This window comes from Pseudomonas sp. NFX5, from assembly GCF_049132125.1.
Taxonomy (GTDB): Bacteria; Pseudomonadota; Gammaproteobacteria; order Pseudomonadales; family Pseudomonadaceae; genus Aquipseudomonas; species Aquipseudomonas marginalis.
This window is the reverse complement of the sequence record NZ_JAFMZG010000001.1, coordinates 13,499-39,549: the sequence shown is the minus strand read 5'-3', so window position 1 is coordinate 39,549 and position 26,051 is coordinate 13,499. Positions and strand designations below refer to the sequence as shown.

The following is a 26,051-nucleotide window of genomic DNA, read 5'->3' as shown; positions in this document are numbered from 1 at the left end:
GCTCCCGATTGCGGTGTATCAGTGACGGATAAGCTGACTGACACACCGCAATCGGGAGCAAGCCCCCTCCCACAGTTGAACTGCGTTCATCTGGCTATTTGTGAGTCCCCATCCACTCCAGCGCCGTGCGCCACACGCAGATTCCGAGGAAATACGCGGACATCACCGACCACAACCCAAACGTCCACGGGTTGGTGTTGGGATAATCCACCACCATCAAGAAGCTGCAGAGCAACCAGATGGTGGTCACTGCGATATTGATCGGCATGAAGCGCTTGACCCGGAACGGGTGCAGGAACTTCATCGGCGTCACGGTCAGCAGGGCCAGGCCGATCACGGTCAGCAAGGTGACCCAGGCGTCCGGCTGGATGATGTATACGCACAAGGCCACCACGTTCCAGGCGGCGGGGAAGCCGACGAAGTAGTTGTCCTTGCTCTTCATGTTCACGTTGCAGAAGCAGAACAGCGATGAAACCAGGATCACCGACACCGTGAACAGGTGGGTAAAGTCCGGCAGGTCGATATAGCGGTAGATAAACAGGGCCGGAATAAACACATAGGTGAGGTAATCGATCACCAGGTCCAGTACCGAGCCGTCAAAGCTGGGCAATACCGTGCTGACATTCACCCGTCGCGCCAGGGAACCATCCACGCCGTCTACTACCAGGGCCAGGCCCAGCCAGAGCAGGCAGGCCTTGGGGGAGTTTTCCAGCAGCGCCAGGGTGGCCAGGAAGGCCAATACCACACCGGTGGCGGTAAAGCCGTGGGCGCCCCAGGCTTTGATTCTGGCTACATGCAGGGTCGATATCACGGGCGGTTCTCCAAAAGGTGAAACGGGGCAGCCGACAACGTGACGCTGTCGAGTCTGGCCGGGGAATGCAGGTATCGACCGGGAAGGGGGTCATAAGGTTCACCGCCCGGCGCATCACATAGCGTAGCAAGCGTAGGACGTTTCGGCATCAGCCTTGGCGAAACACCAGCGCCTTGAGGCCGCTTTGCGCGTCGATATCCGGAAATTCCGGCGGGTTTTCCAACCGTTCAATAAAGCGCAGGCCCGGTGCTTCGCGGGTGACGCCGTCGATCAGGAAGTCTTCGCCGAAGGCCGGGTCGTTCATGCACGCCAGGACAGTGCCCTGGGCCGTGAGTAAATCCGGCAGGCGACGCAGTACGCGCTGGTAGTCCTTGGTCAGCAGGAAGCTGCCTTTCTGGAAGGACGGCGGGTCGATGATCACCAGGTCGTAGGGGCCGCTGTGGGTGACCTTGGCCCAGGATTTGAACAGGTCGTGGCCGAGGAAGGTGACCTTGCTCAGGTCATGACCGTTCAGGCGGTGGTTATCGCGGCCGCGGCTCAGGGCGCCACGGGCCATGTCCAGGTTCACCACGTGGCTGGCGCCGCCCTCGATGGCCGCGACCGAGAAGCCGCAGGTGTAGGCAAACAGGTTGAGCACCCGCTGGCCCTTGGCCTGTTCGCGCACCCAGTTGCGGCCGTAGCGCATGTCGAGGAACAGCCCGCTGTTCTGCTTTTTGCCCAGGTCGATGAGGTAACGCAGGCCGCCTTCGGTGATGGTCAGCTCGTCGATGGCTGCGCCCACCAGCCATTCCGTGGTGCTTTGCGGCAGGTAGCGGTGTTGCAGCGCCACGCTGTGGGCGCCGGATTGGCCCCAGTCGAAGTCGATCAACAGCTGTTTCAACCCCTCCAGGTGGGGCGCTTCGGGCTCTTTGAACAGCGCGACCAGCACCACGCCTTGCAGCCAGTCCACGGTCAATTGCTCCAGGCCCGGCCAGCAGCGGCCACGGCCATGGAACAGGCGCCGGGTTTCAGCCGGCGGGTTGGCCAGGGCGGTGAGCAGGTGGGCGTGCAGGGTAGCGAGTGCGTCTGGGTTCATCGTTGAGCGTCGGTCATTGAGCGGGCGGCATTTTAAACACACTGGTGAGGTTTCGGGTTGTTTGAGCACAACGTGCTGGGAAAAAGCCCATGGGCAGTGATTCATGCTCAAAATTCTGCAAGCTGCGCCTGATAACAGGCAAAAAATCCTCAGGCACCGACATAAACTGGAAAAAAAGCCCGGAGGTGCCCATGAACGGTTTCGCGAGTGCAGTGAATCACACAGCCCTGGATCAACCAGAGCTCGACGAATGGCGTGACGCGCTGGCGTCGCTGGTAGCCAATGCCGGCCCTGAGCGCGCACGCCAGATCCTCGACCTGCTGGCCCGCGACGCCAGCGCTGCGCACATCGACTGGAAACCCCGCCACGGCACGCCCTACATCAATAGCATCAGCGTCGAGCAGCAACCGGCGTTTCCCGGCGACCTGGCCACCGAAGAGCGCCTGGCCTCGCTGGTACGCTGGAACGCCCTGGCCATGGTGGTGCGGGCCAACCAGGCCTATGGCGAGCTCGGTGGCCACATTGCCAGTTACGCCAGTGCGGCGGATTTGTTCGAGGTGGGTTTCAATCACTTTTTCCGCGCCCGCAATCACGACTTTGGCGGCGACCTGGTGTTCTACCAGCCGCATTCGGCCCCCGGCATTTATGCGCGCGCCTTCCTTGAAGGGCGCTTGAGCGCGGACGACCTGGCCCACTATCGCCAGGAACTCGGTGGCGCCAAGGCCGGGGCGCGTGGGCTGTGCAGCTACCCGCACCCGTGGTTGATGCCGGACTTCTGGCAGTTCCCCACCGGTTCCATGGGCATTGGCCCCATCAGTTCGATTTTCCAGGCGCGCTTCATGCGCTATCTGCAGCATCGCGGCTTGCAGGACACCGCCGAGCGCCATGTGTGGGGTGTCTTCGGCGACGGCGAGATGGACGAGCCGGAAAGCATGTCGGCCCTGACCCTGGCCGCGCGCGAAGGCCTCGACAACCTGACCTGGGTGGTCAACTGCAACCTGCAACGCCTCGACGGCCCGGTGCGTGGCAACGGGCGGATCATCGACGAGCTGGAGGCATTGTTCGCGGGGGCGGGCTGGAACGTGATCAAGTTGGTCTGGGGTTCGGACTGGGACCCCTTGCTCGCCAAGGACGCCGACGGCTCCCTGGTCAACACGTTGTCGAGCACCGTGGACGGCCAATTCCAGACCTTCGCCGCCAAGGACGGGGCCTACAACCGCGAACACTTCTTCGGCCAGAGCGCGGCGCTGGCCAGCCTGGTCGAGGGCATGAGCGATGAGCAGATCGACCGGCTCAAGCGTGGCGGCCACGACATGGTCAAGATCCATGCCGCCTATCACGCAGCGCGCCGGGTCAAGGGCAAGCCCACGGTGATCCTGGCCCAGACCAAAAAGGGTTTCGGCATGGGCGAGGCCGGGCAGGGCAAGATGACCACTCACCAGCAGAAGAAGCTCGATCGCGAGGCGCTGCTCGCGTTCCGCAACCGCTTCCAGTTGCCGCTGAGCGATGAACAGGCCGAGTCGCTGAGCTTCTTCAAGCCTGCGGATGACAGCCTCGAATTGCGCTACCTGCATCAGCGGCGCACGGCCCTGGGCGGCTACTTGCCCAGCCGTAGCAAGGCCGCAGCACCGGTGAACGTCCCGCCCGTGAGCGGTTACGCCGGTTTCGCCACGGCGGCCGACGGCAAGGAAATGTCCACCACCATGGCCTTCGTGCGCATGCTGACCAACCTGCTCAAGGACAAGGCGCTCGGGCCGCGCATCGTGCCCATCGTGGCGGATGAGGCGCGTACTTTCGGCATGGCCAACCTGTTCAAGCAGATCGGCATCTATTCCAGTGTCGGCCAGCGCTATGAGCCGGAAGACATTGGTTCGATCCTCAGCTACCGCGAAGCCACCGACGGGCAGATTCTTGAAGAAGGCATCAGCGAGGCCAGTGCCATCAGTTCCTGGGTCGCGGCGGCCACCAGTTACTCGGTGCATGGCCTGCGCATGCTGCCGTTCTACATCTATTACTCGATGTTCGGCTTCCAGCGCGTCGGCGACCTGATCTGGGCCGCCGCCGACCAGCGCGCCCGTGGCTTCCTGCTCGGTGCCACGGCCGGGCGCACCACACTCGGCGGTGAGGGCTTGCAGCACCAGGACGGCAGCAGCCATCTCACCGCCGCCACCGTGCCCAACTGCCGCGCCTACGATCCGGCGTTTGCCGGGGAATTTGCGGTGATCCTCGACCACGGCATGCGCCAGATGCTGGAACAGGATGTGGACGAGTTCTACTACGTGACCCTGATGAACGAAAACTACCCGCAGCCAAGCCTGCCCGCAGGCGTGGAGGCGGCGGTCATCAAGGGCCTGTATCGCCTGGAAGGCGCCGCTGACGCCCGGGTACGCCTGCTCGGTTCGGGCACCTTGCTGCGTGAAGCCCAGGCCGCCGCGCGGTTACTGGCTGAGGATTGGCTCGTGGCGAGCGAGGTGTACAGCGTGACCAGTTTCAGCGAACTGGCACGGGAGGCGCGGGAAGTGGAACGCTGGAACCGCTTGCATCCGCAGGCCGGCAAGCGCGTCAGTCACCTGAATGACTGCTTGCCGGCAGGTGCGCCAGTGGTTGCCGTGTCCGACTACGTACGCGCAGTACCGCAGATGATTGCGTCCTATCTGTACTCGAGCTACACCGTGCTCGGCACCGACGGGTTTGGTCGCAGTGATACACGGGCGGCGCTGCGGGATTTCTTTGAGGTGGATCGGCATCACATCGTGCTGGCGGCGCTTACCGCGTTGGTGGAGCAGGGCAGTCTTGAGCGGCACGTGTGCCAGCAGGCGATTGAGCGGTATGGCTTGCAGGTGGATCGCGCAGCTTCCTGGACCTGCTGATTCCCTCGGCAGCTGCTACGACGGTCACATGCTGCTGGCGATGAGAGGCTGACCGAACACTTCGCGTATAAACCCCGGGGCGATATACCGCTCGTAATGCGCCTCGGACAGCAGGAAAAACTCCCGGTCAATGGCATCGCGCAAATCCGCCAGGCTGCGTTCGCGAAACTCCGGCAACAACGCCAAGCCATAGGCGTCCAGCCTGGAAATCACCCGCGCGCCCCGGGCAATCAGCTGGTACGCCCAGCAATACGGCGACTGGTGCGGCATAAAGCGAATCTTGCGGTCTTCCAGTTGTTGGCGCAGGCGCTGGGGGTCGAACACTTCCAGCTTGCTGGCCATCACCTGCACCAGCAATTGCTCAAGGCGCAGCCATACCGCCTGCTTTTCCTCGGCGTTGTAGCCATTCCACTGGATCACTTCATGGTGATAACGCTTGCAGCCCCGGCAGACCAGGTCGCCGTAAACGGTGGAGCACAGGCCGACGCAGGGGGTCTTGATGGTGTGAGGCATTTTCAAGCCTTTGAAGAAAGTGTAAGCGGGTTTTGTCGGTGTTTCTTTATTGCCAGGTGGACAACGATGCCCCCAGTCCACTGAGAGCACCCAGCATGAAAAACCCGATCAACGCTTCAGGTTATTGGCTAAGCGCCCTGATGGTTGCTGCCCTTGCCGGATGTACCAGCCCACCCCGTGAAAGAGTCACTGCCATGCACAAACCCCTGGTTTCCCTCGCCGTACTCAAGGCCAAACCCGGCAAGCAACAGGCCCTTAAAGCAGGCTTGTTGAACCTGATCGAGCCGACGCGCACCGAACCAGGCAACCTTGACTATGTGTTGTTCGAGCAGCGGGACGAACCCGGTACGTTCTACATGCGTGAGGCGTTCAAGGACCAGGCGGCACTCGATGCGCATTTTGCGACGCCATACTTCCAGCGCTTCGCCGCAGCGGCGGATGACTGGCTCGATGAGCCTTTGCAGTTGATCTTTCTGGAGCAGGTCTCGGACTGAACCCCGCCCATGGACCGTGATGCTACGGTCCATGGGGCTGCGGGGTTAATCCCAGCTTAATGCGCCGCCGGTCTGATACTCAATAACCCGAGTCTCAAAGAAATTCTTCTCTTTCTTCAAGTCCATGATCTCGCTCATCCACGGGAACGGGTTGGTCGTCCCCGGATACTCTTCCTTCAAGCCGATCTGCGACAGGCGACGGTTAGCGATGAACTTGAGGTAATCCTCCATCATCGCCGCGTTCATGCCCAGCACACCGCGCGGCATGGTATCCCGCGCATATTCAATCTCCAGCTGAGTCCCCTGCAGGATCATCTGGGTCGCTTCTTCCTTCATCTCGGCATCCCACAAGTGCGGGTTTTCGATCTTGATCTGGTTGATCACATCGATACCGAAGTTCAGGTGCATCGACTCATCGCGCAGGATGTACTGGAACTGCTCGGCCACGCCGGTCATTTTGTTGCGGCGGCCCATGGACAGGATCTGGGTGAAGCCGCAGTAGAAGAAGATGCCTTCCAGCACGCAGTAGTAGGCGACCAGGTTGCGCAGCAGTTCCTTGTCGGTGTCGACGGTGCCGGTTTCGAACTTCGGATCGGAGATCGAGCGGGTGTATTTCAGGCCCCAGGCTGCCTTCTTAGCCACCGATGGGATCTCGTGGTACATGTTGAAGATCTCGCCTTCATCCATGGCCAACGATTCGATGCAGTACTGGTAGGCGTGGGTGTGGATCGCTTCTTCGAAGGCCTGGCGCAGGATGTACTGGCGGCACTCCGGGTTGGTGATCAGGCGGTACACGGCCAGGACCAGGTTGTTCGCGACCAACGAATCCGCAGTGGAGAAGAAGCCGAGGTTGCGCATGACGATGCGGCGTTCGTCGTCGGTGAGGCCTTCGGGGTTTTTCCACAGGGCGATGTCGGCGGTCATGTTGACCTCCTGCGGCATCCAGTGGTTGGCGCAGCCGTCGAGGTACTTTTGCCAGGCCCAGTCGTACTTGAAGGGCACGAGTTGGTTGAGGTCGGCGCGGCAGTTGATCATGCGCTTTTCGTCAACGGCGACGCGGGCGGAGGCGCCTTCGAGTTCGGCAAGGCCTTCGGCGACGTCGAGTTTGTCCAGGGCAGCCTTGGCGCGCACGATGGCGGCGGAGTCACTGGCGGTGACGGCGCGGGCTTCGATGGCGGCAGCGGCGCCGGCACCGTCGAGGCGGTCCATGTTGGCTTCGCTGGCATGGCCGGCGTTGGCGCCCTTGATCACGGCTGCACCGGTGTCCTCGTTGTCGACTTCATCCCAACTCAGCATTGAAATACTCCCTTCTGTTCTGGTTTGACGGCATGTGAACCCGTCCAAAAAAATCTGATTTGCAGGCTGTCAGGCATTGAAATACTGCGCAGAGTGTGGTCGGTGATTACCGATGCCGCACACTATGTAGTGGTCTGTTGTGGTTGTTGGCACACTATATGGTGTGTAACAGAGCTGGTCAACGCACAAGAGAGGATCGACTGTCGCAGGGCCAATCGAGCACGCTGAACACCCGCCAACGTGCTTAAGCTAAGTCTAAAAAGATATTTATTAGAGGTTTTTAAGATCGTTTAGCTTGGACGCTTCCAGAGAGTTCTGTTCAAGGAGCGAGCCGCAGATGGCCCACGTGCAGTCAATCACTACTTTGCCGTTGCTGGATCTGTCGCAGCTCGACGGCAGCCCGCAACAGCGCCAGCAGTTCCTCGACGAGCTGCGCCTGGCGGCGCGACATATCGGTTTTTTCTACCTCACCGGCCATGGGATTGACCCGGCGCTGCTGACGGAGTTACAGCAGCAGGCGCGGGCTTTTTTTGCGTTGCCCGAGACCGACAAGCTAGCGGTCGGCATGCTCAACTCGCCTCACTTCCGTGGCTACAACCGTGCAGCCTCAGAGATCACCCGTGGCGAGCCGGACCTGCGCGAACAGTTCGATGTCGGCGCCGAGCGCGCGCCCTTGGCGGTGGATCAATCTCCGGCAGCCTGGGCGCGGTTGCAAGGCCCCAATCAATGGCCGACGGCCTTGCCACAACTCAAACCGCTGGTGCTTGGTTGGCAGCAAGCAATGACGCAGATGGCCCTGCGCCTGCTGCGTGCCTTCGCCCAGGCCTTGTCCCTGCCGGAAAACGCCTTTGACCCGCTGTACGGCGACAAGCCCAACGAACACATCAAGCTGATCCGCTACCCCGGCCGCCATGCCGGGCAAAGTCGCCAGGGTGTGGGGGCGCACAAGGACTCCGGGTTCCTCAGTTTCCTGTTGCAAGACCAGCAGGCCGGTTTGCAGGTGGAAGTGGAGGACGGACGCTGGATTGATGCCGTGCCGCGTCCAGACACCCTGGTGGTCAATATCGGGGAACTGCTCGAACTGGCCAGCAACGGCTACCTGCGTGCCACCGTGCACCGCGTGGTGTCGCCGCCGGTGGGCAGCGAGCGCTTGTCCCTGGCGTTTTTCCTCGGCGCGCAACTGGATGCGGTGGTGCCGGTTTATGAACTGGCGCCCGAACTGCTGCGCGATGCCCATGGCCCCACCAGCGATCCGCGTAACCCTTTGTTGCGCGATGTGGGCTGGAACTACCTCAAGGGGCGCCTGCGCTCCCACCCCGATGTCGCCCAACGTTTCTATGCCGACGCCACGTTGCCCCAAGCGCTGTCCGCCTGATCAGGAGATCACTCATGTTGAAAAAAGCCACCCTTACCCTGGCGGCGTTGCTGGCCTCATTCAGTGTGTCGGCTGCCGATCCGCTACGTGTGGCCGCCGATCCGATTCCCCATGCGCAGATCCTCGAATACGTGCAGAAGCTCGACCCGAGCCTGAACCTGAAGATCATCGAGATCCCCAGCGGTGTGAACTCCAACGAGTTGCTGGCCCATGGCGATGTCGACGCCAATTACTTCCAGCACCTGCCGTACCTCAACTCCCAGGAACAGGCCCTCGGCCAGAAGTTCGCCGTGGCCGCCACCGTGCATATCGAACCGCTGGGGATCTATTCGCGCCGTCATGTCAGCTTCGCCCAAGTGCCGGACAAAGGCACCGTCGCTGTACCGAATAACGTCACCAACCTCAGCCGTGCGTTGTACCTGTTGCAAGCCAACGGCTTGATCAAGCTCAAGCCCGGCTTCAATGACCCCGCCAAAGATCAGGCCACGCCCAAGGACATCGCCGAAAACCCCAGGCACTTGAAGATCCTGGAGATCGAATCGCCGCAAATCCCTCGCGCCCTGGAGGATGTAGACCTAGCGGTGATCAACGGCAACTTTGCCTTGGAAGCGGGCTTGGAACCAGCCAAGGATGCGCTGGGGCTGGAGCAGGCCAAGGGCAACCCCTACGCGAATATCCTGGTGACCACGCCCAAGCTGCTGCAAGACTCGCGTATCCAGAAGTTGGCCAACGATCTGCGCTCGCCGGCGGTGGCCAAATTCATCACCGAGAAATACGCCGGCTCCGTGATCCCGGTGGCGGTCGAATGATCGTTGTCGAGGGGGTCAGCAAAACCTACGCCGATGGTCAGCCGGCGGCGCTGGATAACGTGTCGCTGCAGATCGCCGATGGCGCGATATTCGGCATTGTCGGGCGCAGCGGCGCAGGTAAGAGCACCTTGCTGCGCTGCCTGAACTTGCTCGAACGGCCGACGTCCGGGCGCATCCTGCTGGATGGCCAGGACTTGACGCTGTTGAGCGACAAGCAACTGCGCCAGCAGCGTCAGCGCATCGGCATGATCTTCCAGGGCTTCAACCTGCTGCATTCGCGCAACGTGGCGGATAATGTCGCGGTGCCGCTGGAAATCGGCAACGTGCCCAGGGCTGAGCGTGCGGCGCGGGTTGATGAGTTGCTGGCACTGGTGGGGCTCAGCGACAAGGCTGCGGCGTTTCCCTCGCAGTTGTCTGGCGGGCAGAAGCAGCGTGTCGGCATTGCGCGGGCACTGGCGGCGCGGCCGTCGTATCTGCTGTCGGATGAAGCCACCAGCGCACTTGATCCGGAAACCACCGCGTCGATCCTTGAGCTGTTACGCGACATCAACCGGCAACTCGGGGTGACCATCGTGCTGATTACCCATGAGCTGGAGGTGGTCAAGGCGATCTGCGACAGCGCGGTGTCCCTGGCCGATGGCCGCGTGCTGGAAAGTGGCACGCTGCTGCAATTGCAGGCTGACCCATCATCGCGCCTGGGCCGCTCGCTGGCGCCGAGCCGGCAGGTGGTGAGGGCCGTATGAAAACCGACTGGAACGACATCCTGCAGCTGCTGCTCAACGCCACGGGCGAAACCCTCTATATGGTGCTGTTGGCCGGACTGTTCACTTTGTTGATCGGTCTGCCGCTGGGGGTGTTGCTGTTTGTCAGCCGACGCGACGGCCTGCTGCCTTTGCCGCGCCTTAACCGGGCGTTGGGTGGGGTGATCAACCTGGGGCGTTCATTGCCGTTTGTGGTGATGTTGATTGCGCTGATCCCGCTGACGCGTTTGATCGTCGGCACGACCTTGGGCAGCACTGCCGCCGTGGTGCCGATCACCATTGGCGCGTTTCCGTTCTTTGCGCGAATTGTCGAAACCGCCCTTGATGAGGTGGACAAGGGCCGCATCGAAGCCATCGTGGCCATGGGCGGTGATGTTCGCCATGTGATTCTCAAGGTACTGCTGCCCGAAGCCCTGCCGGCGTTGGTGGCCGGGGTGACCTTGACCGTGGTGATGCTGATCGGCTTTTCATCCATGGCCGGGGTGATCGGCGGTGGCGGGCTGGGGGACCTGGCGATTCGCTATGGTTACCAGCGCTTCAATAACCAGATCATGGTGGTCACGGTGATTGTGCTGGTGGTGCTGGTGCAAGGCGTGCAAAGCCTGGGGGACCGTTGCGTACGTTCACTGGCCCATCGGCGCTGAGCGGCTGCTCAAGGGGCGCCCACGGCCTCGAGTAACAGCGCTTCAAACACCTGCTGCACCCGTGGCTCATCACTGTGGGCCACGTTGAAACGCATCGAATCGCGATGGGCCGGGTCGTAGCCGAAGAGCGCGCCCGGCGCCAGTACCAGGCTGAGTTTCAACGCTTCCTGGGCCAACCATTCGCCGTTCACACCCGCTGGCAGGCGTGCCCAGATAAACATCCCGCCCTCATAGGCCATCGGCAACTCGCACCCGCAGCGCCGCAGCCATTGCTCCACGCGCCCGCCGGCTTCCATCAGGCGTTGGACCATGCGCTTGCGGTGCTTGGCGTAGCTGCCTTCGCTGAGCATGCGGTAGACGATCTGCTCGAACAGTTCCGAGGTCACGCCGCCGCTCATCAACTTCATATTGGTCAGGTTGGCGGCCAGTTGCGGCGCGGCCACCACGAAGCTGACGCGGGTGTTGGCACTGAGGATCTTCGAGAAACCCGACAGGTAGGTAACCTGATCCAGCCCGGCGAGGGTGGCCAGGCGTGGCGGCGGGTTGGGGTGCAGGTCGCCGTAGAGATCGTCCTCGACGATATGGCAGTGGTACTGCTGGGTCAGTTGCAACAGGCGAAACGCCTGGCTGGGGCTGAAGGAGTGGCCGGTGGGGTTATGCAGCACGCTGGTGGTCAGGTAGAGGCTCGGACGGTGTTCGGCCAGCAGTTGTTCGAGGGCGGTGAAATCGAAACCGTCGGGGCGGCGTTGGATGGTCACCACCTTGACGCCGTGCAGCGCCAGGTTGGCGTGGAAGTTGAAATAGCACGGTGCGTCCAGCAGCACCGTGTCGCCGGGCCTGGCGAGCAGGCGCATGAGCATGTCCAGGCCCTGCAGGGTGTTGGGGGTGGTGATGATTTGTTCCACCGGGACCGACAAACCGTCGGCATGCAGCTTCTGTTGCAGGGCCTGGCGCAAGGGCAGCAGTCCGGCGGGCGTGCCCAGCCCGGCGATGCGCAACGACGGCGTGCGCACCACGCTGCGCATGGCCTGGCGGATGCCCTCGGCGTCCAGCCAGGCTTCCGGCAGGTGGCCGCCGCCGGGGCGCAGCTCGCCGCCGGCGGTGACCAGCGGGCGACGCAGCACGCTGAGCAGGTCCTGGGGCAGCAGGTCGATCCACGCCGCCGAGACCGGACGCGTGCTGTCCATCGCCACGAAGTAGCCACGGCCCTGGCTGGAGGTGAGCAGGTTGCGCCCGCGCAGGCGGTCCAGGGCTTCGTTGAGGGTGAACTTGCTGACACCCAGGGCCTGGGTCAACTCACGCACCGACGGCAACTTGCTGCCGGGTGCCCATTCGCCGGTCTCGATGAGCTGGCTGAACGCCTCGACGATCTGCTGCACCTTGGGTGTGCCGTTCACAAACGCGATGGCGGGTATAAACATAAACCTTCCTTGTGTTTACCGGTGATTTTACCGGTGAAGTTCGGCCGGATTAGGCCTGACTTTACCTGCCTTATGCAACGCCGCTTGCCTAAACTGCACGCCTTCTCGTCTCAGGTCCAAGGCCATGACCAGCGCATTGACGCTCTCTTCGTTTCTCTACTTCCTGCTGTTTTGCGCCACCATGACCTTCAGCCCCGGCCCCATGACGCTGCTGCTGTTGAGCCTGGGCTTGCAGAGCGGTTTGCGCAGTTCGATCCCGGCGCAACTCGGTGCCAGTGTGTCGTACCTGATTTCCATCCTGATCTTTGCCGTGGGCTTTTCGGCACTGATCAAGGGCAATCTCGCCATCACCCTGACCATTCAGTTGGTCGGAGTGGCCTACATCCTCTATCTGGCCTACAAGCAGTGGACCGGCAGCGGCGTGTCGATCGGCAAGGCGGCTGCCGTGGAGGGCTCGCGCAGCCTGTTCGGCAAAGGACTGCTGACCGGCTTTTCCAACCCCAAGACCCTCATCATGTTCAGCGCTGTATTCCCACAGTTCGCCGGGGCAGGGGAGCACCGTGCGGCGGTGGATATCGCCATCCTCGGGGCGACCTTTCTGGTGCTGCAATTTGCCAGCGGTTGCCTGTATTGCTACTTCGGCCAGCGCATCAAGCACGTGCTGGAAAACCCCCAGCGCCGTGTGCTATTGCAGCGGATCACGGCGGTGCTGCTGCTGGGGGTGGCGTTGATGCTGGCCCGCGGTTTTTCCCACTGAATGTTTTGGCGGGGGAGTGAGCAGTGGTGGCTAATTGCTGGCGCCCTGATAGACTCCAGGCATTCATCCAGGATTACAGCCCTTCATGCCAGCCGTCGGAGGAAAAGGACTTCCGCTCGCTACCCGTTTGTATAAATCCCGCACCTTGGGGCTGACGCTCGGTTTCGTGTGCGTGGTGTTTGGCATGTACCCGCTGGATCCGGCGCCATGGGTGTGGGCCTGGATGGTGATCAACGCCTTTGTCTGGCCTGTCGTGGCCTTTCAGCGCTCGTTGCGGACTACCCATACGCTGAGCAGTGAGCGCCGCAATTTGCTGTTCGATTCGTTTTGCGGCGGTTTCTGGGTCGCGGCCATGCACTTCAACCCGCTTCCCGGTGTGACGACCCTGTCGATGATGACCATGAACAACGTCGCCATCGGCGGTCCGCGTTTCATGCTGGCGGGCTGGGCGGCGCAGGCGCTGGGCATCGGCACGTCGCTGTTGATATTCACCCCGGCCTTTATCGCCACGACCACCCCGGTCCAGCTCTATGCCTGCCTGCCGATTCTGATGGTGTACCCGCTGGCGCTGGGTTGGATCTGTTACCGCCAGGCGGTGACCCTGGCCCGGCACAAACGCGAACTGCTGGCGCTGAGTCGCACCGACAGCCTGACCGGCCTGCTCAACCATGGCGCGTGGAAAGACCACCTGGAGATCGAGTTCCAACGTTGCTGCCGCGAACAGCAAGGGGCCGCGATTGCGTTGATCGACATCGACCATTTCAAGCTTATCAACGACACCTATGGGCACGTCACCGGCGACATCGTGCTGCGCCAGCTCGGCAAAGTGCTGCGCCAGAACCTGCGCGCCACTGACCTGGCCGGGCGCTATGGCGGCGATGAATTCTGCGTGATCCTGCCGGGCATGCCGCTCAACCGCGCCACCGAAGTGATGGATGCGTTGCGCGATCGCTTCAACGCGTTGGCCTACGCCCAGGACCCGTCATTGCGCGCCAGCTTGAGCATCGGCCTGGCGCCGTATCAACCAGGGCACGCCGACTCGACCCGTTGGCTCAATGAGGCAGACCTGGCGCTGTATGAAGCCAAGAGCAGCGGGCGCAACCGGGTCAGTTCGGTGCAAGGCACTTGGTTGCGGTCGGTCTAGTGGGGTAGGGTGAGGCGGCACCCCAACAAAAAACAAGGATCGGTTCATGCCCTTCACCTTCCCGCGTACTTTCCTGGCCGCCACGTTGGCCTTGTCTTTTGCAGTCCCGGCCTACAGCGCCGAACCCCACAAACAGATCCAGGCCGACGCCGAGCAGTACAAGGCCCCGGCCTTGAAACTGCTGGAGCGCCTGGTGAATATCGATTCGGGCTCCGGCTACGGGCCAGGCTTGACCCAGGTGAGTGACATCGCCGTCGATGAACTCAAACAACTGGGCTTCACCATTGAACGGGTGCCGGATGCCGCCGCCAACAGCAGCCATGTGATCGCCACCCTCAAGGGCGACGGCAAGGCCAAAATCCTGCTGATGGCCCACATGGACACCGTGTTCAAGGAAGGTTCGGCGGCCGAACGGCCGTTTCATATCAAGGACGGCCGCGCCTATGGCCCCGGCGTGATGGATGACAAGGGCGGCATCGTCGCCGGCATCTACGCGCTCAAAGTCCTGAAGAACCAAGGGTTCAAGGACTATGCCCAGATTACCTTCCTGCTCGATGCCAGCGAAGAAACCGGTTCCGACATCGCCTCTGAACTGATCCGTAACACCGCCAAGGCCCACGACGTCACGCTGAACCTGGAGCCCGGCCGCCCAGCCGACGGCCTGGTGGTGTGGCGCAAAGGCAGTGCCACCGCCGTGGTCGAAGTCAAAGGCAAAGCCGCCCACGCCGGCGTCGCCCCGGAGCTGGGACGCAACGCCGCCATGGAAGCCGCGCACCAGATTCTGCAACTGGGCAAACTCGGCGATGAAGACAAGAAGACCACCATTAACTTCACCGTGATCAACGCGGGCGACCGCACCAACGTCATCCCCGACCAAGCCACCGCCAAGGCCGATGTGCGTGCGGCATTGCCGGAAGAGTTCGATCGGATCGAGAAGGACTTGGTGCGGGTCTCCGCCAACAAGTTGATCCCGGAAACCGAAGTGACCACCAGCCTCAAACGCGGCCTGCCGCCCATGCCGCAGACGCCGGAGTCGGACAAGCTGGTGGCGATTGCCCAGGGGATTTATGGGGAGCTGGGTAAAAAGTTGACCATTGAAGGCAGCGGCGGCGCGGCGGATGCCAGTTTGTCCGCCGGGGTAGGGACGCCGACGTTGGATGGGTTTGGGATAGTGGGGGGGAATATTCATACGCCGCAGGAGTATGCGGAGGTGGAGAGCGTGGCACCGCGGATTTACTTGCTGAGTCGGATGATTATGGAACTGAGTAAACGCTGATCAGGCTGGGAGGCTCACCTATTCAATTTGGCTGAGCCTTCATTCCTTGTGGTGAGCAGGCTTGCCCTGCGTGGACTGCGCAGCAGGCCAAAATATTAATAGCAAAGATCGTTATACGGCTGTTTTTTAAGTTGAATATTGGTTTTTTTGTAGGTGTTCATCAAACTTTCGAACTATGTGATTTAGCCATAACGGGCCTGAGGCCCATTGGTGTGGATAGTAGTAATAGCAATGCTGTATATGCAGTAAATTTTCTTGAAGGTCTGGCTCATTGGTATACGAATTTATCAGCTCTAAAATTTCCTGTTTTACTGTCATGATTATTTCTCTAGGCGAGTCCAGTAGAAATGTATCGATGACATCATCGGCCGATGAATGATCTTCCGCCCAATCCTGATTAAAGTAAGCACCAAAAAATTGTTGTAGCTCTGTTAATGGTTCATTCATTTTTCTGGGTATCCTGTTAGCAATAGATAGCCATCTGGCATTTTAGGAGCTCGTTTTATGACTAATAGGAACTTATAAACAGGTACGGATTTTGTTGCTCCATTTAGCATGCTTACCCCTACGGGTTGACTTGAGCTGCCTTTAATTAAGAGTTTTTCCTTGTTTCCACTTAAAAATGTAGTTATTTCTTGCTGGTGTGCAGTCAAGCTTTTGGACACTATAGCCTCAGCCTCTTCTAGAGTTTTGAAGGTGGATGAGGCTGGGATGTGCGGTTCTGATTCAAATCTTGCCGCTAACTGTTCGTCTGTTCGACCGACATGTTTTTCAATCAGGTGTCCTCCAGCCTTCTCGTGAGTAGTTAATACTCCAGGAGGTGCTTTTTTTGTTAAATCGTTTTTTGAATCCGGGCAATTTCCAATCTTACAGCTTAACCCTAACGGATCCACCCACCCCGTAGGATTGGGCACGTACTGATACGCGTTGATCCCACCCGCCAGCTTCACCGGATCAGGCGTCAGGTAACACCCAATATCCGGATTGTAGTAGCGATGACGGTTGTAGTGCAGGCCGCTTTCCTGATCAAAGTACTGCCCCTGGAAACGTAGCGGATTGTCGATTGTGCCTTTGTCGAGTCGGCTGATCTGGCCGTAGGCGCGGTAGTGCGCGGACCAGACGATGTCGCCGTCGGGATCGGTGAGTTCCTGCGGCGTGCCGAGGTGGTCGAGTTGGTAGTGATACGGCTTCGTTTCTTCTGGGTCGAAACCTTCCAACAGGGCCAGTGGACGAAAGCTGTCGGGTTCGTAGAGATAGCTGCGATGGCGGTCTGCATGGTGTTCGGCAATCAGCCTGTCGCCTTGCCAGAAAAACTCCGTGGTTATGCCGTCCACGGTTTTGCTGATGCGCCGCCCAAACGGGTCATAGCGATAGCTGGCGGTTTGGCCGTTGGGTTGGGTGATGCCGATCAGCCGATGCTGGCAGTCGTAGCGGTATTCGGTGACGAGTGCGTGCCCACGGCCACGCCGTTCACGGATCAGGTTGCCGAAGGCGTCATAGTCGTAGTGGCGGTCGCCCTGGATCATCAGGCGGTTGCCGGCGACGATGTCGGGGCCGGGGCGGTCTTGCATGAGCAGGTTGCCGGCCGGGGTGTGGCCGAAGCGTTCCTGCAGGTCTTGGGAGTGGTCGGCGCGGGTGAGGCGGCCTAAGGGGTCGTAATGGTAGTGGTGTTCGCCTTTGCGCGTATCGAGCAGGCGGGTGAGGTTGCCGGTTTTGTCGTAGTCGTATTGGCGTTGGTAGAGGTGGTCTTGTTGCTGGGTGATTGCGTGGGCGTGCAGGCGGTGCTGGTCGTCGTAGTGGTAGTGGCTGAGGAGTTGGCCTTGTTGGCGTTGGTGTTCCTGGCCGGCCTTGAACAGATGAGACGTCAGCAGCGCGCCGTTTAATTCGATGGTGGCGAGGTGGCCGCCTTTCGCGTGATTAAAAACCAGCCGATTGTTATCGGGTAGGCGCAGGTGTTGAAGCTGGCCGCAGGCGTCGTAGCCGTAGCGCAAGGTGCCCCAGCCCTGGTGTTCGGCGGTGAGGCGGTTTTGTGGGTCGTATTCGTAGGCCAGCGCCCAATGGCCGTCGTCGACGCTGAGCAGGTTGCCCTGGCGGTCGTAGGCATATTCAACAACGCTGGCGTCGGGCAGGGTTTTTCGTACGAGGCGTCCGGCGTGATCGCGCTCGTAGCGGGTAACGAGCTGACTGCCATCGTCACCGTGTTCGGTTTTTTCCTGCAGGTTGCCATTGAGGTCGTAGACGTAGGCCGTACGCTGCCCGTCAAACCCGGTTTCCTGCAGGATCAGGCCATTGGGGTGGTAGTCAAGTCGGTAGGTCTCGCCGACCTCGTTTTCGATCTCGGTCAGCAATAACCGCACGTTGTCGTAGCGGTAGTTGACCTGAGTGCCATCAGCGTTGATACGGCGACTGATCAGGTGCAACCCGTCGGCGTATTCGTAGTGGATGACGTGGCCCAGTTCGTCGCGTTCGGCGGTGATTTTTCCGTAGGGGTTGTAGCTGTATTCCCGACATGCACCGCCTGGTAATACGACGCGAACCAACCGGCCCACGCTGTCCCACTGATACTGGGTCAGCGCGCCATGCTCATCCTCGCGGGCCACCGGCCGGCCAAGATCGTCATAGCGATAACGCTTGATCCCGCCATTGGGCAACTGCTCCTCAATCAGTTGCCCCCGCTCATTCCACACCAGCCGATGGCAACTGTGATCCGGGGACCAAACCCCAACCAGTTGCCCGTATTGGTCGTAGCTGTAATCCGTAACATGTCCGTCGGGATCGGTCTTACGAATGACATCGCCCTGGTCATTGCGCTCGTACTTCCAGACCGCCAGACCCCGCCTTACAACCCGTACGAAGCCATTGTCATGCTCGTAGTACGTCGGCTCATCATCCCCGGGAAATAACGCCACCAACCTTCCGGCTTCGTCGTACTGATACGCCGTCACCGCCCCCAGTGGATCCTGCTCAACCGTCAGCCGGCCTTTGGCATCGTAGGATTTGAAATGCGAAGCACCGTCCGGATCAATCCGCTGCACCAGCCGCGCCCGGTCGTCATGGACGTACACTTCCTGACTGCCATCGGCGTTATGCAGCGTGACCCGGCCGTCGTCCCCCCAGGCATACCGCGTGTCCATCTGGGAAAAACTGGCCCAATGCCGGACACATCGCGCGGCCTTGCCGGACCGTTCCCACGCCCAGAAGAAACTCGCCCCACCGGCCAAGCCCCGCTCAAGAATCACGTGCTGATCGTCGTAGCGATAAACCTCGCTTTCACCTACCGCATTGGTCGCCGAGACCAGTCGGCCAGCGTCGTCATAGGCGTAGGAAACGACGGTCTGCTCGGTAATCCAGACATACGGGCCACGGCCTTCGGCCCGCTGCACCTGGTAGTCCACCGCGACGATGCGTGCCGACGCATAGCGCAGGAACAGCGCACACCCCGCACCGTTATCCAGCCGCTCGATCCGCCCCAGAAAATCCCGAGAAATCCGCAGCCGGTTGTCGTACGCATCACTGATCGAGACCAGCACACCGTCGCGAAAGTGATAAAACCGCGACGCCTGGGCCAACACCAGTTCATCCGGCGACGCGCCCAAATAGATCGCGGCTTCGGCCAAACTATTGGTGATGGCGGGTCGAGCAACAGTCGGCAGTGGAAACCCAATCGAGCGGTTCTCATGGTCCGTCCACACCACCGAATCGCCCGACACCGCAAGCCGATGCGCCAGCGAATGACTCCAGCCAAACCCCAGCCCGACATCCACTTCCACCGCACTGGTGCGGTACAGCCGGGTCCACTCAAACGGCAAGATCCCGTCTAAAACACCATCGGTGAGAGTGAGCAATTCCTCCCCGGTAACCATCGACACGGGGCAACCGTTGGTGACCGTCTTATCCGAAGAAGCCGCCGCATCTCCGCTCGGGTTCTTCCCCGAAACAGGCACATCATCGACAGGCTCCTGCCTGACCAACACCGTCTGCTGAGTCTTCCTGCGAGCTGCCGGCACGGGGTTTGAAACCATATGCTCCCCCGCCTTCAACGGCGCAATCGGTACGGTCTTGATCGACGTCGCAGGGCCACCCAGCAGAACCGGTCTGGCGAGTTCGACATGCTCATCCATGGGCGATTTTCCGAACTGCCCCGCCATGCGCTCCAACCATCGGCGCGCACGTTGAGACTTGATGCCGCCCAGCACGTTGGTACTTATTCGAACCGCCATCCCCATCCCGGCAGTGGCGAGGCACAGCAACAAGTTGATCAATACGTCGGCGCTGATTTCCCCGAGCAACTCGTTCATATAGGGCGGCGGCAACAGGCGCATCCAGCTGACCATTGCCGACAGATAAATGAACAGCAGCGGCTCGTCGCTGAGCACCAACAAGCCCTTGGCGAGGGTGTCGGCGCCGAGGCTCAGCAGCTTTTCAAGTTCGTCCGCTGACAGGTAGTGCAGCAGTTGTTCGGCATAGGCCAACGGGTCGCCAAGCCACTGGAACAGCTGCTTGACAGTGTCCCAGAGCGAGTAGAGCGCTTCGCCGAAGCCGCGGGCGTAGGCTTGATGCAGGGCGAGGTAACGCTTGGGGAGGCTGGCTTCGGCGTAACCCTTCCACAACGGTTCGAAGATGGTCTCCCATTCACTGCGCAACCAAGCGTCCAGCGGGGCGATAACCGACTGATAAGAGGCATACAGCGCCTTGAAATGGTCTTTGGAGACGTTGGGGTAGAAGCTGATCCGGTACTGTTGGTTGCGATCACACTCGGTGATTTCGAGGATGCCGCTGGGGCCGATGGTCCTGTGGATCGGCTCGCCCAGGGGACCGCCCTCTGGATCGATGCGTTGCACCATCACGGGCGTATTGCCAATGGGCACGAACCGAGCGCTCTGGAACATATGCACCAGGGTCAACGTGCCGTTTGCCTGGCACATTGCGGTCGTGCTGCTGGGAAGGATGGCGCGGTTGATCGGCGCGACGAGCGCCACGTCATCCCCGACCTTGAAGACCTGTTCGATATCCAGGGCCGAAAAGCTAAAGAAGCTTTCCGCCCAGGTCTCGTAGGTATTGAGGCAGCGCCCGAAGTCGCTGAGAACGGATTCGACGTCCCGCGTCTTTGAATCCATGGCGGCCAGCACCAGGTAGCCAATGGCTTGGCGGGTCACCTCGATCATGAAACAGCCCCGTCAACCGGGGCCTTAACGAAAACCACCATCTGCAATCCCTCGCACTGTGTATTCAGGCGAGGGACTTTGCAGCGGTTTTCAGGGCAGGGGAGTAGCGCTTATCCGGCGCTTACGTGGGGCGTTTCGACAATTTTTGTCTTCTCCCGCCCCAGCACCAGGCTGCACAGCGCCGGCAGAAATAACAGCGTCAACACCGTGCCCACCAGCACCCCGCCAATCAGCACGAATGCCAGGGACGACCAGAACACCGACAGCGTCAGCGGAATAAACGCCAGCGCCGCCGCCAGCGCGGTCAATATCACCGGCCGCGCGCGCCGCACCGTGGCCTCGACAATCGCCGCGTGGATCGCCATGCCATGTTCCTGGTTCTGGCGGATCTGGTCGGTAAAGATCAACGTGTTGCGCATCAGGATCCCGCCGATCCCGATCAAGCCCAGGATCGCGTTGAACCCGAACGGCTGGTTGAACAGCAGCAAGGTCGGCACCGCACCAATCAAGCCCAGCGGCGCGGTGGCGAAGACCATGAACATCACGCCGAAGGAACGCACCTGGAACATGATCACCGTGAGGGTCAGCAGGATCATGATCGGGAACAGCGCCGCCAGCGCCACGTTGGCCTTGGCGCTTTCTTCCACCGGGCCGCCGATGTCGATCCGGTAACCGGCCGGCAGCCGGGCGATCAGCGGTTGCAGGTCTTTGTACACGGCCATTTCCACGTCGGGCGGTTGCACGCCGTCGATGATGTCGGCGCGCACTTCCACGGTGCTCGCGCGGTTGCGGCGCTTGAGGATCGGTTCTTCCATCACCGCCTGGAACTGCCCGACCTGGGCCAGGGGCACCGACGTGCCGGCGCTGTTGGTCAGGGTCATGTTGTTGAGGTTGCCGAGGTTCTCGCGCTGGTTGCCCTGGGCCCGGGCGACCACGGACACGGTGCGGTTGCCCTCACGCACTTCGGTGATCGGGTTGCCGCTGAGCAAGGCGTTGAGCTGGGATTTGACCTCGTTGGGGGTAAAGCCCAGCAGGCGCAGGCGGTCTTGATCCAGCACCAGGCGATAACCACTGGTGCGCTCGCCCCAATCGAGAAAGGCGTCCTTGGTCAGCGTGTTGGCGGCAACGACCTTGCGCACGTCCTCGGACACCCCGCGCAGCACCTCCACATTCGGGCCGGACACGCGGAACACCACCGGGAAGGGCACTGGCGGACCGAACAGCAGTTGGGTGACCCGCACCCGCGCCGCCGGAAACTCACCGGCCGCAATTCGCTCACGCATGCGCAGCTTCAAGGCGTCGCGGGCGTGAGAGTCCGGCGTCTGCACGATCAGCTTGGCAAACGCCGGGTCCGGCATTTCGGGGTTCAGCGACAGGAAGAAACGCGGTGCACCACCGCCCACATAGGTGTCGACCATGCTGGTCTGCGGCTCTTGCAGCAGCGCCTTTTCCAGCTGCGCCGCCACCGCCTCGGTGCTCTTGAAGGCACTGCCGGGCGGCATATACACCTCAAGAATCAGCTCGGACCGGTCGGAGTTGGGGAAGAACTGTTTCTTCACCACGGCCATGCCCAGTACGCACAGTACAAAGGCAGCGATCACCAACCCGGTCACCAGCCAACGCCTGCGTACGCAGGCTTCGACCAAATCACGCAGCTTCTGGTAATAGCGCCCGGCATAAATCGCGTCGTGGCCACCGGGCACCGGTTTGATCTGCGGCAGCAACTTCACGCCCAGGTACGGCGTGAACACCACCGCCACCAGCCAGGACGAGATCAGCGCAAAGCCGACGATCCAGAAGATATTGCCGGCGTATTCCCCCGCACCGGACCGTGCAAACCCCACCGGCAGAAAACCGATGATCGTCACCAGCGTACCGGTGAGCATCGGTGCCGCCGTGGAGCTCCAGGCGAAGGTGGCCGCATGAATCCGGTCAAAACCTTCCTCCAGTTTCACCACCATCATCTCAATGGCGATGATGGCGTCATCCACCAGCAGGCCCAGGGAAATGATCAGCGCGCCCAGGGTAATGCGGTCGAACTCACGCCCGGTGAGCAGCATGATCACAAACACCACCGACAAGGTCAGCGGCACCGCCGCCGCCACCACCAGGCCGACGCGAAAGCCCAGGGCCAACAGGCTGATGATCATCACCACCGCCAGGGCGACGAAGAATTTGAGCATGAATTCATTCACCGCCAGGCTGATGTTTTTCGCCTGGTCGGAGACTTTGGCGAAGTTCACGCCCAACGGCAGGTCCGCCTGGATCCGGGCTTCCTCGGCCTTGAGGCTTTTGTCCAGCTCCAGACCGTTCCAGTGCTTTTCCATGATCACGCCGAGCATCAGCGCCGGGTCGCCCTGGTGACGGATGCGGTAGCTCGGCGGGTCTTCATAACCGCGGCTGACGCTGGCCACATCGGCAATGCGCAGCACGCGACCGTTGACTTCCAGGGGCACGTTTTCGATCAGCGCCAGGCTGTCGAAGGCACCGTCGATACGGATATAGGCGCGCGCGCCTGCGGTTTCGACAAAACCTGACGGGGCCACGGCGTTCTGTGCGGCGAGGGCGGCGAAGATCTGCTCCGGCTTGATCCCGAGGGTCGCCAGGCGCTCATAGGAGAACTCGACAAAAATCCGCTGCGCCTGCTCGCCGAGGATATTGACCTTCTTCACCCCCGGCAGGTTGAGCAGGCCCTGGCGCAATTCCTCGGCCATCTGCACCTGTTGCCGATGGGGCAGGTGCTCGGCCTCCAGGGCGTACAGGGCGAAGTACACATCGGAATATTCATCGTTGAAGAACGGCCCGATCACCCCGCTGGGCAGCCTCGCGGCTTCATCGCTGAGTTTTTTGCGCGTCTGGTAGAACAGCTCCTGGATTTCGCTGGGGCGCGTGGACTCCTTGTAGGTCATGCGCATCGACACAAAGCCCGGCTGGGCGATGGTCTCGACGCGGTCGTAGTAGTCCAGTTCCTGCAGGCGCTTCTCCAGGCGGTCGGCCACCTGCTCCTGCATCTCCTGGGCAGTGGCGCCGGGCCAGGCGGCGGTAATGGTCATGACCTTGACGGTAAACGACGGGTCTTCGGCGCGCCCCAGTTTGCCGAACGAGAAGATCCCGGCGGCGAGGATCGCAATGATCAAAAACAGCGTGACTGCGCGGTGCTTGACCGCCAGTTCCGAGAGGTTGATGCCGCGCATGCTCATTGGTCCTGTTTGCGGTTGAGGGCCAGTACCTGGGCGGGCAACAGGCGCACCGCGTCGCCGCTGTGCAACAGGTGCGCACCGAGGGCGACGACGACCTGGCCGGGGTTCACGCCGCTGTCGAGCAGGGCGTCTTCCTGGCCGAGGCTGGCGACCTTGACGGCGGCGAAGCTGACCTTGTCATCCGCGCCGATCAACCACACACCGGTGCCTTGCCCTGCATCGTGCAAGGCGCCGATCGGTACGCGGGTTTGTTGTGCCTGGCCGTCGCCTTGCAGGCGCACGGTGATGGTCGAGCCGAGGGCGAAGCGCTCGACGTTACCGTGCAGCACATAACGGGCGCGGTAGGTGCGGGTGGTGGGATCGGCGCTGGCCGACAGTTCGCGCAAGGTCGCCGTCACCGCCTGGTCCGGGGCGCCGAAGGGGAAGGCCAGGGCTTTTTGCGCGGCCTGGTCGCGCTGGTTTTCCGGCAGGTTGACGATGGCTTCGCGGGCGCCGTCATGGGCCAGGCGCGCGACGACTTGCCCTTCGGCGACCACTTGGCCGCGGTCCACCCGCACGTCGGTGATGATGCCGTCGCCATCGGCCTTGAGCACCGAATAAGTGCGGCGGTTCTCGATCTGGCTGGCGTCGGATTGCGCCGCGGCCAACTCGGCCTCGGCCACGCGCAGGTTGGTGGCCGACTGGTCGAAGATCTGCCGTGACACCGCACCGGTACTGGACAGGCGCTGGTAGCGGTTTTCATCGTCGCGGCGCTGACGCAGCTGGGCCTGGGCGGCGTTGACGCGGTTTTTCGCCGAACGCAGGGCGAGCTCGAAGTCGCCGATGTCCAGCACCAGCAGGGTGTCGCCACGGGAGACATGCTGGCCGGGGTCGACCTTGCGTTCGATGACCTTGCCGCCGACCCGGAAGCCCAGGTCGCTTTCCGTACGTGCAGCCACCACGCCGGTATAGGCGCTTTGCTGAGTGCCGGCGGCGTCGACCTTGGCGGCGAGTACCGGGCGTGGTTGCGGCGCTTGGGCGGTGGTGTCGGCCTGGCTGTTGCAGCCGCTGAGGACGATCAACACGGCCAGGGGCGTGAGAAGGCGCGAGGGGAGAGGGATCATGTCGGGCTCCGGGGATGACCAGTGGGCAAAAAATTATGGACATAATTTTTCACGCATATTATGGTCGAAATATAAATAAAACCAGCCCCGGATAATCCCCATGTCGAACGCCCCGGCCCCATCGCGAAGCTTGTTGTTTTTACTGGTGGCCTTGACGGCGCTGGGTGAAGTCTCGACCCAATTGATCATTCCAGGCTTGGGTCTGATCGAGCATGCCCTGTTGGCGCCACCGGGTTCGGCGTTGATGGCACTGTCGGCGTTTGTCGCCGCCTTTGGCCTGGGGCAACTGCTGTTCGGCCCGCTGTCGGACCGTATCGGCCGCCGTCCGGTGCTGATCGGCGGGCTGCTGCTGTATGTGCTGGCGACCTTGTCGATGCTGCTGGTCAATGACATCCAGCAATTTATCGCCGCTCGCGTCGTACAAGGCCTCGGCGCCTGCGCTGCGCTGGTACTGGCGCGCACCGTGGTGCGTGACGTGTGGAAGGCCCAGGCGGGGCCGGCGCTGGCGCTGACCATGATCGGCATGCTGTACGCCATCGTCGTCGCACCGATGGTCGGCGGCCTGCTGATCAAGCTGCTGGGCTGGCGTGCGCCGATCCTGCTGGCACTGGCGATTGGCAGTGGGGTGTTGCTGCTGGCGCTGCTGTTCTTCCGCGAGAGCAACCACTTCCTCGACCCCAAGGCCGGCCACTGGCGCACCCTCGGCGGGCAATACCTGGACCTGCTCAAGGGCCGCCCGTACCGCGCGTTCGCCGTGGCGCTGGCGTGTACCTATGGCGCCATGTTCGCGGTGATCGCCGGTTCCTCGGCGGTGTATATCAATCTGCTGGGCTTGAGCAGCCTGGAGTACGGCATCAATTTTGGCCTGATCGTGTCGATGCTGATCATCGGTTCCACCTACACCCGACGCAACATCCAGCGCCTGGGGCCGCAACGGATTGTGGCGATGGGCGTGACGCTGGTGGCCATGGGCGGGATTGCCGCACTGGTGATTTATGCGCTGTTTGGCCTGTCGGTACTGGGCCTGGATATTCCCATTGCGCTGGCGACCCTCGGCGGCGGCCTGGTATTGCCAGGGTCGGTGACCGGAGGGGTCATGCCCAACGCTCACCGCGCCGGTTTGGCGGCGGGCTTGATGGGCTTTGCGCAGATGTTCGGCGCGACCTGCAGCGGCCTGTTACTGAGCCATCTGCGCGACGGCAGTGCCACACCGATGATCGTTATCCAGGCGTGTTTTGCCGTGACGGCCTTCGTGGCCTTCCATCTGTTGCGTGAGCGTCGTACCGCGGAGGTAGCGGCGGCTTGAGTTGTCACACTTTGTCCAAGTTATTCGGGGC

General features: G+C 61.5%; 19 protein-coding genes. 10 read left to right on the top strand and 9 right to left on the bottom strand.

Annotation, left to right across the window (positions count from 1 at the left end):
- Positions 1 to 94 precede the first annotated feature (94 nt).
- Entirely contained in the window at positions 95 to 811 is a 717-nt protein-coding gene (gene pcsA, locus J1N02_RS00155) for a phosphatidylcholine synthase (protein WP_027606368.1), read from the bottom strand.
- Positions 812 to 959: 148 nt separating this feature from the next.
- Positions 960 to 1,886 (bottom strand): class I SAM-dependent methyltransferase, encoded by a 927-nt coding sequence (locus J1N02_RS00150; protein ID WP_092357879.1) that lies wholly within the window; start codon positions 1,884 to 1,886, stop codon positions 960 to 962.
- A gap of 191 nt (positions 1,887 to 2,077) precedes the next feature.
- On the opposite strand from J1N02_RS00150, the gene mdeB reads away from it, so the two are divergent.
- Positions 2,078 to 4,756, top strand: coding sequence for an alpha-ketoglutarate dehydrogenase (gene mdeB / locus J1N02_RS00145; protein WP_421147033.1), 2,679 nt, complete (start codon positions 2,078 to 2,080; stop codon positions 4,754 to 4,756).
- Between the two features lie 24 nt (positions 4,757 to 4,780).
- Here the strand turns inward: mdeB and J1N02_RS00140 are convergent, their stop codons facing one another.
- Positions 4,781 to 5,269: a DUF1289 domain-containing protein gene (locus tag J1N02_RS00140; protein WP_027606365.1), complete on the bottom strand. Its 489-nt coding sequence runs from the start codon at positions 5,267 to 5,269 to the stop codon at positions 4,781 to 4,783.
- A gap of 194 nt (positions 5,270 to 5,463) precedes the next feature.
- On the opposite strand from J1N02_RS00140, the gene J1N02_RS00135 reads away from it, so the two are divergent.
- Entirely contained in the window at positions 5,464 to 5,763 is a 300-nt protein-coding gene (locus J1N02_RS00135; RefSeq protein ID WP_098479661.1) for a putative quinol monooxygenase, read from the top strand.
- 45 nt (positions 5,764 to 5,808) lie between these two features.
- Here J1N02_RS00135 and J1N02_RS00130 read toward each other — a convergent pair whose 3' ends face one another.
- Positions 5,809 to 7,059: a ribonucleotide-diphosphate reductase subunit beta gene (locus J1N02_RS00130; RefSeq protein ID WP_046067981.1), complete on the bottom strand. Its 1,251-nt coding sequence runs from the start codon at positions 7,057 to 7,059 to the stop codon at positions 5,809 to 5,811.
- 337 nt (positions 7,060 to 7,396) lie between these two features.
- On the opposite strand from J1N02_RS00130, the gene J1N02_RS00125 reads away from it, so the two are divergent.
- Genes J1N02_RS00125 through J1N02_RS00110 form a run of 4 tightly spaced genes read left to right on the top strand, consistent with a single transcriptional unit; the run spans position 7,397 to position 10,648 of the window.
- Positions 7,397 to 8,434, top strand: coding sequence for an isopenicillin N synthase family dioxygenase (locus tag J1N02_RS00125; RefSeq protein ID WP_092359819.1), 1,038 nt, complete (start codon positions 7,397 to 7,399; stop codon positions 8,432 to 8,434).
- 14 nt (positions 8,435 to 8,448) lie between these two features.
- The gene (locus J1N02_RS00120; protein WP_368962019.1) at positions 8,449 to 9,243 is read left to right on the top strand and encodes a MetQ/NlpA family ABC transporter substrate-binding protein; all 795 of its coding nucleotides are present in this window, start codon (positions 8,449 to 8,451) and stop codon (positions 9,241 to 9,243) included.
- Positions 9,240 to 9,986 carry a methionine ABC transporter ATP-binding protein gene (locus J1N02_RS00115; RefSeq protein WP_092359815.1) on the top strand — a complete coding sequence of 249 codons (747 nt, stop codon included), beginning with the start codon at positions 9,240 to 9,242 and terminating at the stop codon, positions 9,984 to 9,986. The genes J1N02_RS00120 and J1N02_RS00115 overlap by 4 nt, the downstream gene beginning before the upstream one ends.
- Complete coding sequence (locus J1N02_RS00110; protein ID WP_092359812.1) at positions 9,983 to 10,648, top strand: methionine ABC transporter permease; 666 nt, start codon at positions 9,983 to 9,985, stop codon at positions 10,646 to 10,648. Before J1N02_RS00115 ends, J1N02_RS00110 begins: the two co-directional genes overlap by 4 nt.
- A gap of 8 nt (positions 10,649 to 10,656) precedes the next feature.
- Here the strand turns inward: J1N02_RS00110 and J1N02_RS00105 are convergent, their stop codons facing one another.
- Entirely contained in the window at positions 10,657 to 12,069 is a 1,413-nt protein-coding gene (locus J1N02_RS00105) for a PLP-dependent aminotransferase family protein (RefSeq protein ID WP_092359810.1), read from the bottom strand.
- A 124-nt stretch (positions 12,070 to 12,193) separates the two neighbouring features.
- Between J1N02_RS00105 and J1N02_RS00100 the strand changes: the two genes are divergently transcribed.
- The 3 genes from J1N02_RS00100 (at position 12,194) to J1N02_RS00090 (ending at position 15,246) form a co-directional block, all read left to right on the top strand.
- The gene (locus J1N02_RS00100) at positions 12,194 to 12,826 is read left to right on the top strand and encodes a LysE family translocator (RefSeq protein WP_098479659.1); all 633 of its coding nucleotides are present in this window, start codon (positions 12,194 to 12,196) and stop codon (positions 12,824 to 12,826) included.
- An 85-nt stretch (positions 12,827 to 12,911) separates the two neighbouring features.
- The gene (locus J1N02_RS00095) at positions 12,912 to 13,970 is read left to right on the top strand and encodes a diguanylate cyclase (protein ID WP_421147032.1); all 1,059 of its coding nucleotides are present in this window, start codon (positions 12,912 to 12,914) and stop codon (positions 13,968 to 13,970) included.
- 46 nt (positions 13,971 to 14,016) lie between these two features.
- Positions 14,017 to 15,246, top strand: a complete 1,230-nt coding sequence (locus J1N02_RS00090) for a M20/M25/M40 family metallo-hydrolase (RefSeq protein WP_092359808.1) — start codon at positions 14,017 to 14,019, stop codon at positions 15,244 to 15,246.
- Between the two features lie 126 nt (positions 15,247 to 15,372).
- On the opposite strand, the gene J1N02_RS00085 is transcribed toward J1N02_RS00090, so the two are convergent.
- The 4 genes from J1N02_RS00085 to J1N02_RS00070 form a co-directional block, all read right to left on the bottom strand.
- Positions 15,373 to 15,693 carry a contact-dependent growth inhibition system immunity protein gene (locus tag J1N02_RS00085; protein WP_098479656.1) on the bottom strand — a complete coding sequence of 107 codons (321 nt, stop codon included), beginning with the start codon at positions 15,691 to 15,693 and terminating at the stop codon, positions 15,373 to 15,375.
- The gene (locus tag J1N02_RS00080; protein WP_421147031.1) at positions 15,690 to 20,411 is read right to left on the bottom strand and encodes an RHS repeat-associated core domain-containing protein; all 4,722 of its coding nucleotides are present in this window, start codon (positions 20,409 to 20,411) and stop codon (positions 15,690 to 15,692) included. The genes J1N02_RS00085 and J1N02_RS00080 overlap by 4 nt, the downstream gene beginning before the upstream one ends.
- 110 nt (positions 20,412 to 20,521) lie before the next feature.
- Entirely contained in the window at positions 20,522 to 23,605 is a 3,084-nt protein-coding gene (locus J1N02_RS00075) for an efflux RND transporter permease subunit (RefSeq protein ID WP_027607939.1), read from the bottom strand.
- Positions 23,606 to 23,607: 2 nt separating this feature from the next.
- Positions 23,608 to 24,714, bottom strand: a complete 1,107-nt coding sequence (locus tag J1N02_RS00070) for an efflux RND transporter periplasmic adaptor subunit (RefSeq protein WP_027607938.1) — start codon at positions 24,712 to 24,714, stop codon at positions 23,608 to 23,610.
- A gap of 100 nt (positions 24,715 to 24,814) precedes the next feature.
- On the opposite strand from J1N02_RS00070, the gene J1N02_RS00065 reads away from it, so the two are divergent.
- Positions 24,815 to 26,020, top strand: a complete 1,206-nt coding sequence (locus J1N02_RS00065) for a multidrug effflux MFS transporter (protein WP_092359409.1) — start codon at positions 24,815 to 24,817, stop codon at positions 26,018 to 26,020.
- Positions 26,021 to 26,051: the final 31 nt, after the last annotated feature.